Origin of the sequence: Lactimicrobium sp. (assembly GCF_036453465.1) — a bacterium.
Classification (GTDB): domain Bacteria; phylum Bacillota_I; class Bacilli_A; order Erysipelotrichales; family Erysipelotrichaceae; genus Bulleidia.
In genome coordinates this window covers 25,493-41,441 of record NZ_JAZHUW010000010.1, presented here as the reverse complement: position 1 = coordinate 41,441, position 15,949 = coordinate 25,493, and the positions used below count along the sequence as shown (strand labels likewise).

The following is a 15,949-nucleotide window of genomic DNA, read 5'->3' as shown; positions in this document are numbered from 1 at the left end:
TGTGATTGGAACCTGGGAAATGGCAGCACAGGGTGCTGATAAAGCTGCTGATATTCTTGCCAGGGGCGGCACGGCAAAACAGGCTACGCTGACAGGTGTGCAGGATGTTGAGGATAATCCGGAATTTCATTCGGTAGGATATGGCGGCCTGCCGGGCAAAGACGGCCATATTGCCATGGATGCAGGCTACATGGATGGCGATACGCTGCATTTTGGTGCTGTATCGGCACTGGAGGGATTCCGCTCTCCGGCTGCAGTGGCACAATCGCTGGCACAAGGAGATGCCAATAATTTCCGCACTGGTGCCGGTGCTGCTTTATATGCCGAAGAACATGGTTTTGAAAAGCGCAATAATCTGACCCCGGAGGCACAGGAAATTTTTGAAAAGAAGCAGGTTGAGAAATTAAAGGCATATGATGGCCATGATACGGTATGTTTCCTGGTACTGGACCAGAAGGGCACCATCTGTGCCACAACTTCTACTTCCGGTCTTTTCATGAAGGAACCGGGCCGTGTTGGCGATACACCGATGCCAGGGGTTGGCTATTACGCTGACAGTGAAGTTGGCGGGGCTGCGGCAACCGGCATGGGTGAAGAAATTGCCAAGGGCGCATTGAGCTATGCGGTTGTGGCTGCTTTAAAAGCAGGTGTACCGGTGCAGAGTGCTGCTGAGCATGCCGTCAAGGAACTGAATGATTCTTTGATCCGGCGCAATGGCTATGCCCAGCCGATGTCTTTGATTGCCATTGACAATCATGGCAACTGGGGTGTTGGTACGAATTGTGAATTTACGTTTGCTGTGGCAGATGATGAACATGCAATGCGCGTGTATGAGGTTCTGCCGCAGGAGGCAGGACTGGAGATTCGTCAGAAATGACGTTTCTCTTTTTATAAGAGATAAAGGAGAACAAAAATGAAACATCAGATCTGGGCACACCGCGGTGCCAGCGGCTATATGCCGGAAAACACACTGCTGTCATTTGAGCTTGCCGCCAGGCAGCACGCTGATGGCGTTGAGCTGGATATCCAGTACACAAAGGACAGGAAGATTGTCGTCATTCATGATGAAAACATCGATCGTACTTCCAATGGCACCGGCTGGGTGAAGGACTATACGCTTGAACAGCTGCGCACCTTCAATTTCAACAAGACCCATCCGGAGGCAGGCCATGCGGATATTCCGCTGATGCAGGAAGTGTTTGATCTGTTAAAGCCGACCAATCTTATGATCAATATTGAACTGAAGACAGGTATTTTTGATTATGAAGGTATTGAGGAAGAGATCATAGCCATGGTCAAGGCAAATGGCTTCCAGGACCGTGTCATTTATTCTTCCTTCAATCATTATTCGGCATTGAAGGTCAGACAGCTGGATCCAAATGCAAAGGTGGCCTTCCTGTATGAGGATGGTCCGATTGATATGCCGGAGTATGCACACAAGTATGGCATGAATGCCATTCATCCTGCTGTTTATAATCTGCGCTACAAGAATACTGTTGAGGAAGCACATAAGCTTGGCATGGATGTCAATGTCTGGACGGCCAATGATGAAATGCTGTGGGCATACTGTGACAAGATGGGTGCTGATGCCATCATTACAAATTATCCTGACAAAGCCAGAATTTTCTTTGAGGAACATGCATGAGTGAGCTGGAAGAGAAGACTGCCCCCTGGATTGCAGAACATGCCATCCAGCAGGAAATTTCCTCTTTTGATGGGGTTGCACTGAATACATATCATGCCATTCCGGATCATGCCAAAGCTGTTATCGTCATGGTTCATGGTTTCTGCGGCTTCTTTGGCAAATACCACGAACTGTTCATGCATTTCTATCAGGCTGGCTATGCACCGTTCTTTCTGGAACTGCGCGGCCATGGCAAATCAGGCAACCGGCGCAGTTTTGCGGATAAAAGAGTTACGGTAGGCTCCTTTGAGGAATATACCGGGGATGTGCATGCCTTTGTCAGCTGGATCAAAAAACAATATCCAGATATGAAGAGATTCCTGTTTGCTCACTCCATGGGCGGGGCAGCAGGTGCTCTGGAACTGGAAGAACATCCGGACGATTTTGCATGTGCCGTTCTTTCTTCACCGATGCTGGCCATGAATTTTGGCAAACTGCCGGAGCCGGCCGTGGATGCACTGTCTGTTTATGCAAAGGTAAAACATCTGGATGATGATTTTGCCCCTGGTCAGCATGCCTGGGATGATCACTATGATCCGGCCAATTCGTCCTGTGACAGTGAAAAGCGCTATGCCTATCAGTTCCATCAGCGTGAAAAGGATCCCTCCTATCAGACATGGGGCGGTACCTATGGCTGGGCAAGAGCAGCCAAGCAGGGAAGTGAAAAGGCACTGCAGAATGCAGGATTGGTGAAAGTTCCTGTCTTAATCTGTCAGGCAGAAAGGGATACGATGGTGCTGAATGAGGGAGAGCAGGAATTCAAGAAGCGCTCTGCCAATACGGCAATTTCGTCATATGATTCCCGTCATGAAATCTTTGCGGCAAATGATGATGTGTTTGAGAAGTATGTGAAGGATGTACTGACCTTCTATGATGTCCAAAGCAAAAAGCTGGAAGCAAAACAGGCATAATTACTGCCTGTGTGCTCTCAGCTTTTTCTCTTTGCATCATTTGCCAATGCTTACAATGGCATGCGCAATCCATTGGCTGCCGGTTCTTCCGGTTGCGGCCAGCAGAATACCGTTGATCAAAAACCAGGCGGCAATAAAAGCAATCACAGTGATGAGAAACGTTTTCTTCTTTGTCATATTGATCCTTTCGGGTAGTTTGATATTTGAAGTATATCGGAAAGAACACTGCAATAACAGCCTTATGCAATCAGAAAGAATATGGTTTAATAGAAGGTGAGCTGAACCCCGGATCAGTGTGAAAACAAATTATTTTTAGAAAAAGAAAAAAAGAGTTGCTTTCAATTATGCCCCATGGTAATATGAATGAGCGCTAAAAAAGAGCAACACAATATGCGCTTGGCAGATATTGAGGAAATACTCAAGAGGCCGAAGAGGTGCCCCTGCTAAGGGCATAGGTCGGGAAACCGGCGCGAGGGTTCAAATCCCTCTTTCCTCGCCATATTGGTTCTGTGGAGTAGTGGCTTATCTCGTCTCCCTGTCACGGAGAAGATCGCGAGTTCGAATCTCGTCAGAACCGCCTCTATTGTGCGCGTGTAGTTCAATGGTAGAACGCCACCTTGCCAAGGTGGACACGGCAGTTCAATTCTGCTCACGCGCTCCATGATCGATCCGGAAGAAATTCCGGATTTTTTATTTTTTCCATACTGGTGCTATCATGGTTGACAGAGTATGTCATTTCAGGGAGATCATGATCATGAAAAAAGAAAATCGCGGCCGGCGGCTTGCCGGTATGATTGTGGGCAATGTGATTCTGGCACTGGGAATTGCCTTGTTTCGGTTTTCATGTACGGGCAATGATGCCTATACGGCCATGAACATTGCAATTTCAAACAAGATCGGCTGGCAGCTGGGAAACTGGCAGCTGTTAGTAAATATTGCTCTGCTGGTGGTGGAGTTTCTTGCCGGCAGACAGTATATCGGCTGGGGCACCATCGTCAATGGAGCATTGTTAGGCTATATGGTCACCTTCTTTTATAACCTTTTATGTGCCGGCTTTTCTCTGCCTGTAGCATTTTTGGCAAAGATTGTAGTCATGCTGGTGGCAATGGTGATCACATCGTATGGCTCTTCTTTGTATCAGGCATCCAATGAGGGTATTGCCCCATATGACTATGCGGCCATCTGCCTGCGGGATCATCTGCATCTGCCTTACTTTGGCTGCCGTGTGTTTACGGATGCCTTATGTGCATTGATCGCATGGCTGTCAGGAGGCCTGATCGGCATCGGTACACTTGTCTGCACATTCCTGCTAGGACCGCTGATTTCTCTGTTTACACGACTTGTCAATGCAAAACTGCTCGGCGTTGAAAATCAATTCTGAATTCTGGTATCCGGATCACAGATATCATTTTTCTCAATGCATGCCCGTAAGCGGAAGATATAAACAGGCTTGTCCTGCTGGTAATTCATTGTGGCAAGATAAGCGGTTGTATCGGAGAGAAAGGGCGTGTGATTGGACTTTGCACAGGTCATCATCGGAGCCAGGGAGAGAATATTGATCCTGGTCAGATCCTGGAGTGAAATCAATTGTGAGATACACAGGCCGTTGGGAATCACCACGGCCTTTTCTGGTATGTCTGTTTTGTCTTTGAGCATGTAGCGGTATGTTCCAATGCCGGCCTGCAGGGGAATCTCTTTGTCTACGATTGGCCCGTTGAGTATTTCTTTGGAAATATGCAGGCAGATGGTAGTTGTTTGATAATGCAGGGACAGCAGGGTGGAAGCTACCTCTTCAAAAGGGGGATAGAAGTCAATCTTGGTATCAACTGACTGCATGATTCTGACACTGTCAAAGCCTTCGTCCATCGTTTCCCGGATATGGCGCTTCTCCAGTTCCAGATAGCGGATTTTTTCCTGCAGGGCAGCGATTTCATCATTGATTGCCTTTTCTCTTGCCGAAAAACTGTCCAGCAGAAACTGAGAGCTGTCTGCACACAGAGCCTGTTCAATCTCATGGAATGACATGGAAAAATCACGCAGTTTGCGCAGGTGCATGAGCGAGGCAAAATCTGCCATGGAATAATCATAGTAGCCGTTTGCCAGCCGGTTTGGGTGAAGCAGTCCCTTTTTGCGGTACATCCGGATGGTTTCCGGATTGGTGTTTGTCAGTTTCGATAACTCGTGAATATACATCTTTTCCTCACTTGTGAAATATTTATTAAAAGCCATTGACTCTGTATCGGATACAGGGTTTTTAATAATAATAGAGAACAAATCCGGAAATGTTCAAGTGATGGGAGGAAGAATGAATACCAAAAGATGTTTTCGCAGTGGTACAGTGCTGCTTTGCACAGCATTGCTTGTGGGGTCACTGACCGGATGCGGCAAGAAAAGTGGTACTTTTAAGGGAACTGCAGCTGGCAAAAACGGAGATGTGACGGTAGAAGTCACATTGAAGAATGGTGAAATTACCAATGTTGAAGTGACAGATCAGCAGGAAACCAAAGGCATTGCCGATCCGGCACTCGAGAAGGTTCCACAGGAGATTGTGGATGCCGGCACACCGAATGTAGATGCTGTTTCAGGTGCTACGGTAACTTCCAATGCAATCATGGATGCGGTCAAGGACGCATTGAAGAATGCCGGTCTGAATCCGGATGACTTTGCGGCTGCAGCAAAACATGAAAATGTACCGGTGACCTATACTGCCGGCACATATACAGGCGAAGGCACAGGCTATAATGGCCCGATCCAGCTGGATGTCACCTTCAGTGAAGATGGCATTACGGATATTGCCATCAAGAGTTCCAAGGAAACCAATCATATCGGTACACCGGCCTTTGATATCCTGTTTGCGGATGCCAAGGAAGCAAATGGCTCCGGCATTGACAGTGTATCTGGTGCAACTTTCACTTCCAAGGGCGTCAAGGATGCCCTGGCAGATGCAGCTAAGCAGGCAAAGGCATCTGATCTGGACGGCTTTGAAAGCAACACCGTTGTGCATGAAGCACAGGATCCGATTGAAAAGACCTATGATGTTGTGGTGGTAGGAGGCGGCGGTGCCGGTATGGCTGCTGCTGCTCAGGCTGCCATGAATGGCGATTCCGTTGCGGTCATTGAAGAAAATGCGGAAATCGGCGGCAACACCATCGCTTCCGGCGGTCAGTTCCAGTCCGTGCAGAAATATCTCTGCTGGGATGAGAACGATCCGGATGCCACAACCGGAGAGTACAAGGGACAGACCTATGACAAGGTCAAGATGGCCAATGGCAACATCAAGGTTCTCAAGACCATTCTCAACTGGAGTGAAGAACCGTTTGATGAAAGCTACTTCAAAGACCATGACTTTGTGGCAGGTGATATTGATACCCTGAGCCAGGCAGGTGTGCATGCGGAATATCTGGATACGCTCAAGGCATTGAAGAAAGAGATTCAGGCATATCTTGACTGGGCACAGCCAAAGCTGGATGCCGGTGTCAATGAAGGTGATCTGACCTTGTTCTCCACTGTCAACCTGCATATCTTCCAGACTTACTATGGCGGCCTGCGTCCTAACAGCGACCATACAAAGTGGATTTATGGTGACTACAAGCTTGTCTCTCAGTTCATTGAAGGCGGCCAGGATCTCAAGGGCTGGCTGGAAGACCAGGGTGCACTGTTTGATGAGTCTGTGCAGCCGACCATTGTCGGTGCTCTGTGGAACCGTGAAAATGACTTCATGGGCTGCGACCTGGATGGTGATGGCACTGCCGATCCGGATGGCTCCAACACCAAGGGCAAGAGTGTCTTCAACACGTACATTGCGACAACAAAGAACACACTGCTCAAGACAGCCGATAACGCTGCTGACAATGCAATCATGACCCGAACCAAGGCAGAATCACTGATTACAGAAGATGGAGCTGTCACCGGCGTCAAGGCAAAGATGTATGACGGTACCGAAGTCACCCTGCATGCCAATAAGGGTGTCGTGCTGGCAACCGGCGGTTATGCGGCCAACATCAAGCGCGTCATGGAAACAAACGAATACTGGGCAGATGGCGATATTACTTCTTCCACAAAGACAACCAACCGTTCTTCGCTGGTTGGCGATGGCATCGATATGGGCACAGAAGTCGGTGCTGGAACAACCGGCATGGGCTGGACACAGATGATGCCGATCTCCTGGGTCGACAATGGCAACCTGGCTTTTGGCGGCGGCAACTATGCAATCTATCTCAATCCGAAGGATGGCACCCGCTATGTTAATGAGACAAGTGAAAGAGATGTCCTGTCACTTGGTGAGTTTGAAAATGGTGTCAGCTATGATGGTGCCCAGGGCACGGTCATTGAGATTGCCAATGCTTCACAGGCAATTCCTGGTCCGTATCCATATGGCACACCGAAGGATTCTGATCTGACTCTCTGGAACAGTGATGTGGAAAACCGTCAGTATACAAGAACGGTGGATCAGCTGGATGATCTGTTCAAGCAGCTTGGTTTTGACTGCACAGGCGAGCAGGTCAAGGAAACCATTCTGGCTTATGATAAGGCCTTGATGGAAAACAAGGGTGAAGAGCTTGATCCGGAAAAGACCGGCTGGACAGCATTGATCGGCAATGCTGAAAAGGATGAAAACGGCAACTACAAGGAAGATACCTATACACTGGATGGCGTGCAGCTGAAAGTGCGCCTGCTGGCTCCGAGCACACACCATACCATGGGCGGTCTTACCATTGATGATCAGCGCCACGTTCTGGATGAAGATGGCAATGTCATCAAGGGACTGTATGCGGCTGGTGAGGTTACCGGCGGCATCCATGGCGGCAACCGTCTGGGTGGCAATGCGATCGTTGAGATCTTCGTCTCCGGACGCACGGCAGCCAATGCGATTGATGCGGATCAGAAATAAGCAGGAAAGCACCGGAAATCCGGTGCTTTTTATGTGGTGCGATCATGCGGCGGTGCAGTTGATTTATGCAGATCAACTCAATATAATAGACACGTTTCGAGATTAAGAATGAGGTGAGCATATGGATTATCAGAAGATTATCAATATTGCAGTGATTGCCCACGTCGATGCAGGCAAGAGTACGCTTGTCAATGCATTCCTGAAGCAGAGCCATGTCTTCAAGGATAACGAGAAGGTTGTGGACTGCATCATGGACTCCAATGATCTGGAGCGTGAACGCGGCATCACGATTTATTCCAAAAACTGCTCGGTTACGTATAAGGACTATAAGATCAACATCGTCGATACACCAGGCCATGCGGATTTCTCTTCCGAAGTAGAGCGTATCATGCGTACTGTAGATACCGTCATTCTGCTGGTAGACAGTGCAGAAGGACCGATGCCGCAGACACGTTTCGTGCTGAGCAAGTCTCTGGAGATCGGCTTACGTCCGATTCTGCTGATCAATAAGATGGATAAGGCGGACCAGCGTGCTACAGAAGTTATCGATGAAGTATATGATCTGTTCCTGGAGCTGAATGCAACGGATGATCAGCTGGACTTCCCGATTCTCTATGGTGTAGCAAGAGAGGGTATTGTCCGCTATGACTGGGACAAGGATACCAACAATGATATCGTGCCTCTGTTTGAGACGATCATTCATCACACCCAGCCGTATCCGAATCTGATGGATGAGCCTGTACAGATGCAGATCTGTGCACTGGCATATGATGACTATATCGGCAGACTTGGCATTGGCCGTATCTATAAGGGTACTTTGAAGGCTGCTACACCGTATGAAGTGTGCAATGCCAATGGCACGATCCACCAGGGCAAGACAAACCAGATCTTTGTTTACAAGGGACTGAGCCGGATTTCTGTAGATGAAATCCAGTGTGGTGAGATCTGCATGATCTCTGGTATTCCTGATATCAACATCGGTGATACGCTGTGCCCGGTTGGCGCTCCGGATCCGATGCCAGCCATCAAGATTGAAGAGCCGACTCTGTCCATGAACTTCATGGTCAATGACTCTCCGTTTGCAGGTCAGTCCGGTAAATATGTGACATCCCGCAATATCCGTGAAAGACTGGAAAAGGAACTGGAAGTCAATGTTGGCCTGAAGGTAGAAGATACAGATTCCACCGATACGTTCAAGGTATCCGGCCGTGGTGAGCTGCATCTGACAGTCCTGCTGGAACAGATGCGCCGTGAAGGATATGAAGTTGCTGTATCCCGTCCGCAGGTCATTCTGAAGAAGATTGACGGTGTACAGTGCGAGCCGGTTGAGGAAGTCGTCATTGATGTGCCGACGGAATATTCCGGTGCTGTGATTTCTGCATTGAATGTGCGCAAGGGCGTGCTGAATGATATGGAAGAGATCGGAACATATACCCGTATCACATACATGGTTCCGACCAGAGGCCTGATTGGTTTCCGCAGCGACTTCATCAATATGACTCATGGTGAAGGTACCATTGTGCAGCGTCTTGCGGATTATGAACCATGGAAGGGTGAGATCCCGCAGCGTGAGAATGGTGCTTTGATTTCGACGGAAACCGGCAATGCCATGACCTATGCGCTCTGGAACATTCAGGAAAGAGGCCAGTTGTTCATTGGTGCCCAGACACCGGTATATGAAGGTATGATCATTGGTGTTTCCAGCAAGAACATGGATATGGGCGTCAACCCGATCAAGAACAAGAAGATGACAGCGGTGCGTTCTACCGGCAATGATGAAGCCATGAAGCTTGTACCGCCGCGCATTCTGACACTGGAAGGTGCCGTTGAGTTCATCAATGATGATGAGCTTGTTGAAGTGACACCGACAGATATCCGTGTCCGTAAGAAGTACCTGACTGAGATTGACCGGCGCCGTCATTACCGTGCACTGGGCAAGCTTGATGCACAGGAAGAAAGTTCGAAGTAACAGATGACAGGGCAGCGATGTCCTGTTTTTCTTGTCTTTTGCAAAGCCTGTCCGTTGTCATATAATAAGAAGCAGAGTATCAGTTGTTTTCATGATTCGGCAGGGAGCCAACGGAGGAAGCTTCGTGAAAAAGTATTTGTGTTTTGATATTGATAATGGCACGTTCCGTTATGGCATTGTCTCACAGTGCCTTGATCTGATGGACAGCGGCCGTATGACATTTGGCATGTCAGGAAAAGAAGAATTATTCGAGCCGCTTGGCGATGTAGCAGCCAGATACAAAGACCAGGTGGAGGGCATTTCCATCACTATGCCCGGTGTCATTGACCGCAAAAAAGGCATTGCCTATTCCGGCGGTGTTTTCCGCTGGGTGCATAATATGGATTATGCAAAGGAAGTTGAAGAACTGACCGGATTAAAGACTGTGATTGCCAACGATGCCAAGGCTGCGGCCATGGCGGAAATCGGCTATGGTGCCCTCAAGGGAATCCGCAATGGCATGATGGTCATGATCCTGGGCGGCGGCATCGGCGGTGCTGTGGTCATGGATGGCAAGCTGTGTGACGGTGCACATTATGCGGCTGGTGAGTTTTCCTATATGCGGGCAGACTATCAGGACCGCTATGGCAGAGATGGCATTTTCTCACAGACAAATGGTGTGGATGCCCTGGCTGCCTGTGTCAATGAGGCAACCGGGCGGGATGATATGAATGTGATCCGGATCATGATGCGGCTGCAGCAGAATGATCCCGATGTCCTGCGTGGGGTAAACAGCTATTGTGACGGGCTGGCATCCTATTTGTATAACATTCAGTGTGTTATTGATTCTTCACGAATCGTCATCGGCGGCAATATCTCCGAGCCAGTCTTTCTGAAACTGATCCAGGAAGCCGTGCACAGACGCTTTGAAAACGTTCAGTATCATAATATCTGGGAGCCGGAAGTGGTGGAATCAGACTTCCATTCCAATGCCAGAATGTTCGGTGCTGTTTATAATTATCGTCAGTTAATGGAAAATACAGATTAATTTTATGTAAGCCCTAACATAAAAAATATAGCTGAAATAAATTTGAAATACAAGACTGGTAATGATAGCAGGGACAGCTATTATATAAGTGCAAAGAGAAAGAGCCAACCGAATGAGAGCCGGGAGGTATCCAATGAAACCAGGAATTTACGGAGGCAGGTCATAGAAACCTGCAATAAAAAGCATTCAATTCTGACTTCTGATATTTCTGTCAAAGCCTGATGGAAGGCGCAGAGCGAAGTCACTGGAAACAATCCGCAGACATGAAAGAGCCACTCATGGCACCCTGTGTATAGGGCACATCTCTTGGAACATGAGCTGGCAGTGAGGAAGAAAGCAAGAGTTCATGAGCGCCGCAATGGTAACAGCAGCGGCAGTAGGTAAAACATGACATGATCTGCCTTCCAGTGATCAGCAATGGCTGAACAAAAGCGAACAGGAAAGTAAAACACATCAGGAATCCTGTATATGTAAGCAGATGGGCAAGTTGAAAGAGAATCAGTTGTGCCATCATAAGCATCAGATGCAAAGAAGCTGAAATAGAAACTGACAGGATATTGTGAAGCGGAATGAAGAGAAGGAGAACCGGACAGCCCCGGTTCTTCTTTTTGTGGTGAGTGCTGTACTTACATGGTATAATTTTCACAAGGAGGCTGAAATGAAAAGTCTTGTATTTCTGGCTGATGGTTTTGAAGAGTGTGAAGCTCTGGTAACAGTGGATCTGCTCAGAAGAGCAGGAATCACTGTGGATATGGTTTCGATCAATGATCAATTGATGGTTCATGGTTCTCATGGTGTACAGATCAAAGCAGATCTTCTGCTGAAAGATGCGGATATTTCTGCATATGATGTGGTGATCCTGCCGGGAGGAAAGGTTGGCACGGCAAATCTTGACAAGTGTGATGCTGTGAAGAAGGCTGTGCTGGCTCATTACAATGCGGGAAAGCTGACCTGTGCCATCTGTGCAGCACCTTCTGTGCTTGGTCATCTTGGCATCCTGAAGGATAAATATTATACGTGTTTCCCGAGCTTTCATGATGAGAGCTATGGCGGAAAATTCATGATGGTGCCCGCGGTTGCGGATGGCAATGTTGTTACCGGAAGAGGCATGAGCGCTTCCCTGGAATTTGCCCGTGAGATTCTGAAGAAGCTGATCGGGGATAAAGAGCTGGCCAAAGTGGAATATGGCGTGCAGTATTACCGCTGATTGATACAATAGAATTGTATATTTAAGGGATTGAGGAAAAGGAGAACAACGGATTATGTTCAGTATGCTGACAAGTGATGCCAGTCTGTTCAAGTTTGATGTTTTGACAGAGGTGGCAAGAGAGGCTTTTGAGGGAGAGCTTGCAGAGGAAAAGGTAAATGCCTATGCCCGCCAGCTTGTTTCGCTTGGAGGTGAGCGGTTCCGCTGCTGTGTATACAAGGAAAGGGAAGTTCTGCGGCAGAGAGTGCGTCTTGCCCTTGGCAAGATGGCAAACGATTCTGAGGTGTACAAGCCGAAACAGATCGTACAGGTTATTGATGCGGCATGTGATGGCTGCACCATTCAGAAGATTCAGGTGACTGACAACTGCCGTAAGTGTATGAAAAAAGCATGTCTTGCGGCATGTAATTTCGGTGCCATTTCCATGGGTGCCCATCGTTCTGTCATTGATCATGCCAAGTGCAAGGAGTGCGGTGCCTGTGCCCGTGCCTGCCCGTATAATGCGATTGTTGTTACCGAGAGGCCGTGCTATGCCCACTGTCCGGTACAGGCGATTTCCTGGAATGATGCCAAGATCTGTCAGATTGATGAGGACCGCTGCATCAACTGCGGTGCCTGCCTGAAGGCCTGCCCGTTTGGTGCTATTTCGGATATGAGCTGGGTATCACAGGTTATTCATCTGCTCAATGAGAAGGTAGAGACATATGCCATTGTGGCACCTTCCATTCAGGGTCAGTTTGAAAACGTATCTCTGCCTGCGATCTTCAAAGGTGTTGAGATGCTTGGCTTTACCAAATGCGTGGAGGTTGCCGGCGGCGCTGATGCAGTAGCCCATAATGAGGCAGAGGAGCTGATCAAGCATAAGGAAGCCGGTCTTCCTTTGACAACTTCCTGCTGCCCTGGCTTTGTGAATATGTTAAAGATTCACTTCCCGCAGCAGTATGAAGAGAACAAGAGTACGACGGTTACCCCGATGATGGCAACTGCCCGCAAACTGAAGAAGGATCATCCTGGCTGCCAGGTTGTCTTTATCGGACCGTGTGTTGCCAAGAAGCAGGAAGCAATGCAGGAAGTCAGTGCGGTTGACTATGTGCTGACGTTTGAAGAGCTGATGGCAATGTTTGCAGCCAAGGGTGTTGACCTGGACGAGATTCAGGGTGATGAGAAACTCACCGCATCTAACTATGGCAGAAACTTCGCTGCCAGCGGCGGTGTTGCGGCTGCGGTTGTGGAAGCTTTGAAGGAAATGGGATATGATAAGCCTGTTACTTCTGTGCTGGCCAATGGCGGCATGGAGTGCAAGCAGCAGCTGAACCTGATCAAGTTCAAGCGCTTCAAGGCAGATATTCTGGAAGGCATGGCCTGTGTGGGCGGCTGTATTGCCGGCCCGGCAGTCATTTCTCAGCCGGCGCAGGTCAAGGGCAGAATGATGCGTGAAAACATGGCCAACAAAGCAACAACGATTAATGATTCTCTTGCCGCAACAAGCTATGAGAATGTTGATATGGATGTCAGACATAAAATCTGAGTAAAATAGATACATGACGAAAATTGACGCGAATCAGTTGAAATGGATCCGGAAGCCGGAACGCTATATTGTCAGAAGGGACTGTGTTATTCTGGAAACAGAGCCATATACAGACCTGCGGGGACACCGGCATGGGGCGGAGGCAGTAGAACTGTCTCTGAAACCAGATGGCTATTTCATGTTTACGGTTCGCGTCGATTTTTCGTATCAAGGCAAGTTTGACCAGTGCGGCATTCTGCTGTACAACGGTTCCAGACGGAAGGCGGTATGCTGTACAAAACGGCGCAATGAAGAGCTTGATGAGCTGGATGTCATAGTCTTTCATGGCCGTTATGGCGATCGTTCCTGCCGTGAGATTGGCACAGCGATCCGCTGGATGTATTATCGTGTATGGTATCGGGCCGGAGCTGTTCGGATTCAGTATAGCTTTAATGGCAAGGTATTTTCGGATGTCAGACAGTTCTGGATGGAGGAACACAATGGTCCCATCCGCATTGGCATCTATGCCTGCAGCCCGCTGAATTCCCGCTTCGACTGCACATTCTCACAGATGGAACTGAAAGAAAAGAGGTAAATAGATGAGCGCACTAGAAAGATTGATCCGCTATTGCAGAATCGATACACAGTCTGATCCTGACAGTCAGACTTCTCCTTCCACAAAGAAGCAGTTTGATCTGGCAAAGGTACTGCTGAAAGAACTGCAGGAGATGGGAATTCAGGATGCCAGCCTGGATGATACCTGCTATATCTATGCACATCTGGAAAGCAATCTGGACCATGAAAGTCCATGTGTTGGCTTTATTGCCCATATGGATACAGCACCGGATTACAGCGGTACCGGTGTGAATCCGCATGTCATTGAAAACTATGATGGAAAAGATATAGATCTAGGAAATGGCGTTGTCACCCACATTGCCGATTTCCCGGAGATGGCATCTTTGAAAGGAAAAACACTTGTGGTGACCGATGGCACAACCCTGCTTGGTGCAGATGATAAAGCTGGTGTGACAGCCATCATGGAAGCACTGCAGTATCTTGTATCGCATCCTGAGGTAAAGCATGGCAGAATTGCCATTGCCTTTACGCCGGATGAAGAAGTCGGCAGGGGTACGGAACATTTTGATGTGAAGAAATTCGGAGCTGATTTTGCCTATACCATGGATGGCGGTGATATCAGTGTCTATTCAGATGAAACCTTCAATGCGGCCAGTGCGGTTGTTAAATGCACAGGTCTTTCCATTCATCCAGGTTCCGCAAAGAACAAGATGGTCAATGCTCTGAATGTGTGCGTTGACTACCATAATCTGCTGCCAGCCTATGAAAGACCGGAACATACAGAAGGACGTGAGCCGTTCTTCCATCTGCACAGAATGCATGGCGATGTGGACTATGCGGAAGCAGAATATCTGATCCGTGCTCATGAAAGCAGTGATTTTGAAACCATGAAGAAACTGATGAAACAGGCAGCTGACTACATCAATGATGTCTATCAGCGTCCGGTTCTGACGGTGGAAATCAGTGATACCTATCACAACATGAAGGAAGTGCTCATCAAACATCCGGAGGTATCTGATATTGCGGTTGCCTCATTGAAAGATCTTGGCTTAACACCGGTTAATGAGAGTATCCGCGGCGGTACCGATGGCTCCAATCTGACCTTCATGGGTGTGTCGTGTCCTAATCTTGGCAATGGCGGCGGCAACTGCCATGGCCGTTATGAATACTGTGTTGTTGAGCAGCTGGAACAGTCCAGCCAGCTGATTGAACAGATTGCCAGACGGACAGGGGAGATGAGAAAATGATCTGCACATGCACACTGAATCCATCTTTGGATTATTTCATGGAAGGCGACAAGCAGCTGCAGCCGGGAAAGCTCAACCGTTCTCAGCTGGAATACTATGAAGCCGGCGGCAAGGGCATCAATGTGTCCATTGTGCTCAATAATCTCGGCATTCCGACCCGTGCCTTTGGCTTTATCGGCGGATTCACCAAGGATTTCTATATTGACCTGCTGGCCAAGTATGAATTTATCCGGCCGAACTTTACTTATACCGAAGGCCATACACGCATCAACGTCAAGCTGCGGAATCAGGATGAAAGCACGGATATCAATGCGACCGGTCCGTATATTACCGATGTGGATATGCAGAATCTGATGGGCAAGGTTTCCCGCCTGAGTGAGGGTGACTATCTTGTTCTGGCTGGCAATACGCAGGATTATCTTGTTGAAGATGTCAAGAAAATGCTGCAGAATGCCGTCAAGGAAAAGGTCAGAGTCTGCATGGATACCGATCCGCGCCTGATGAAGGATATGCTTGGTTCAGGTCTGTTTATGATCAAGACAACCCCGGCTGAGCTTTCCAGCATGGTGGATTTTCCTTTGGACAATGAGGAAGCATTGATCAAAGCCGGCCGTCAGCTCCATGAGGATGGCGTGCAGAACGTGCTGATTCTTTCTGAAAACAGGGATGCTCTGCTTGTCTGTGACAAAGGTGTTTATGGCGCCACCCTGCAAACAGAGAGCAAGGCAGTCAATACCGTAGGTACCGGTGATGCGCTGGTAGCTGGTTTCCTGATGGATTATCTGCGCTCCCGGGAGCCGGTGGATTCCTTCCGGTTCGGGGCTTCCTGCGGCAGTGCCAATGTCTATTCACGCGGTCTTGCGACACGTGAGAAGATTGACAGTTTTTATGAGACAACCAAAGTCAGAAAGATTTCTGACTGAGATTTTT

Annotated in this window: 14 protein-coding genes and 3 tRNA genes; 15 read left to right on the top strand and 2 right to left on the bottom strand. The window is 48.5% G+C overall.

Going from position 1 to position 15,949, the window contains the following annotated elements; all coding sequences use genetic code 11:
* The first annotated feature begins 1 nt into the window (after nt 1).
* The 3 genes from SOI44_RS04055 to SOI44_RS04045 are packed head-to-tail and all read left to right on the top strand — an operon-like array spanning nt 2 to nt 2,595.
* Complete coding sequence (locus tag SOI44_RS04055) at nt 2-877, top strand: isoaspartyl peptidase/L-asparaginase (RefSeq protein ID WP_331347948.1); 876 nt, start codon at nt 2-4, stop codon at nt 875-877.
* Between the two features lie 36 nt (nt 878-913).
* Entirely contained in the window at nt 914-1,645 is a 732-nt protein-coding gene (locus SOI44_RS04050) for a glycerophosphodiester phosphodiesterase (RefSeq protein ID WP_331347947.1), read from the top strand.
* Entirely contained in the window at nt 1,642-2,595 is a 954-nt protein-coding gene (locus tag SOI44_RS04045) for an alpha/beta fold hydrolase (RefSeq protein ID WP_331347946.1), read from the top strand. The genes SOI44_RS04050 and SOI44_RS04045 overlap by 4 nt, the downstream gene beginning before the upstream one ends.
* Before the next feature lie 36 nt (nt 2,596-2,631).
* Here SOI44_RS04045 and SOI44_RS04040 read toward each other — a convergent pair whose 3' ends face one another.
* On the bottom strand, nt 2,632-2,772 hold the full coding sequence (locus tag SOI44_RS04040; protein ID WP_331347945.1) for a hypothetical protein: 141 nt from the start codon (nt 2,770-2,772) through the stop codon (nt 2,632-2,634).
* Nucleotides 2,773-3,003: 231 nt separating this feature from the next.
* On the opposite strand from SOI44_RS04040, the gene SOI44_RS04035 reads away from it, so the two are divergent.
* From SOI44_RS04035 to SOI44_RS04020, 4 genes are all read left to right on the top strand, one after another.
* Nucleotides 3,004-3,094 (top strand) — tRNA-Ser (locus SOI44_RS04035).
* Between the two features lie 4 nt (nt 3,095-3,098).
* Nucleotides 3,099-3,172: transfer RNA gene (locus SOI44_RS04030), tRNA-Asp, on the top strand.
* 10 nt (nt 3,173-3,182) lie between these two features.
* Nucleotides 3,183-3,256, top strand: a tRNA-Gly gene (locus SOI44_RS04025).
* A 93-nt stretch (nt 3,257-3,349) separates the two neighbouring features.
* A complete protein-coding gene (locus SOI44_RS04020) occupies nt 3,350-3,976 on the top strand; it encodes a YczE/YyaS/YitT family protein (RefSeq protein WP_331347944.1) in 627 nt (208 codons plus the stop codon).
* Here the strand turns inward: SOI44_RS04020 and SOI44_RS04015 are convergent.
* Nucleotides 3,967-4,788, bottom strand: coding sequence for a MerR family transcriptional regulator (locus tag SOI44_RS04015; RefSeq protein WP_331347943.1), 822 nt, complete (start codon nt 4,786-4,788; stop codon nt 3,967-3,969). The genes SOI44_RS04020 and SOI44_RS04015 overlap by 10 nt on opposite strands.
* A gap of 112 nt (nt 4,789-4,900) precedes the next feature.
* On the opposite strand from SOI44_RS04015, the gene SOI44_RS04010 reads away from it, so the two are divergent.
* The 8 genes from SOI44_RS04010 to SOI44_RS03975 all read left to right on the top strand — a co-directional run bounded on the left by SOI44_RS04010 (nt 4,901) and on the right by SOI44_RS03975 (nt 15,942).
* The gene (locus tag SOI44_RS04010) at nt 4,901-7,486 is read left to right on the top strand and encodes an FAD-dependent oxidoreductase (protein ID WP_331347942.1); all 2,586 of its coding nucleotides are present in this window, start codon (nt 4,901-4,903) and stop codon (nt 7,484-7,486) included.
* Nucleotides 7,487-7,607: 121 nt separating this feature from the next.
* On the top strand, nt 7,608-9,455 hold the full coding sequence (gene typA / locus SOI44_RS04005; RefSeq protein WP_331347941.1) for a translational GTPase TypA: 1,848 nt from the start codon (nt 7,608-7,610) through the stop codon (nt 9,453-9,455).
* Nucleotides 9,456-9,579: 124 nt separating this feature from the next.
* Nucleotides 9,580-10,482 carry an ROK family protein gene (locus tag SOI44_RS04000; RefSeq protein WP_331347940.1) on the top strand — a complete coding sequence of 301 codons (903 nt, stop codon included), beginning with the start codon at nt 9,580-9,582 and terminating at the stop codon, nt 10,480-10,482.
* 658 nt (nt 10,483-11,140) lie between these two features.
* Nucleotides 11,141-11,689 carry a DJ-1 family glyoxalase III gene (locus SOI44_RS03995; RefSeq protein ID WP_331347939.1) on the top strand — a complete coding sequence of 183 codons (549 nt, stop codon included), beginning with the start codon at nt 11,141-11,143 and terminating at the stop codon, nt 11,687-11,689.
* A gap of 55 nt (nt 11,690-11,744) precedes the next feature.
* Nucleotides 11,745-13,217 (top strand): monomeric [FeFe] hydrogenase, encoded by a 1,473-nt coding sequence (locus tag SOI44_RS03990; RefSeq protein WP_331347938.1) that lies wholly within the window; start codon nt 11,745-11,747, stop codon nt 13,215-13,217.
* A gap of 13 nt (nt 13,218-13,230) precedes the next feature.
* The gene (locus SOI44_RS03985) at nt 13,231-13,791 is read left to right on the top strand and encodes a DUF1349 domain-containing protein (protein WP_331347937.1); all 561 of its coding nucleotides are present in this window, start codon (nt 13,231-13,233) and stop codon (nt 13,789-13,791) included.
* 4 nt (nt 13,792-13,795) lie between these two features.
* A complete protein-coding gene (pepT, locus tag SOI44_RS03980; protein ID WP_331347936.1) occupies nt 13,796-15,019 on the top strand; it encodes a peptidase T in 1,224 nt (407 codons plus the stop codon).
* On the top strand, nt 15,016-15,942 hold the full coding sequence (locus tag SOI44_RS03975; RefSeq protein WP_331347935.1) for a 1-phosphofructokinase family hexose kinase: 927 nt from the start codon (nt 15,016-15,018) through the stop codon (nt 15,940-15,942). Before pepT ends, SOI44_RS03975 begins: the two co-directional genes overlap by 4 nt.
* The last annotated feature ends 7 nt before the right edge of the window (nt 15,943-15,949 follow it).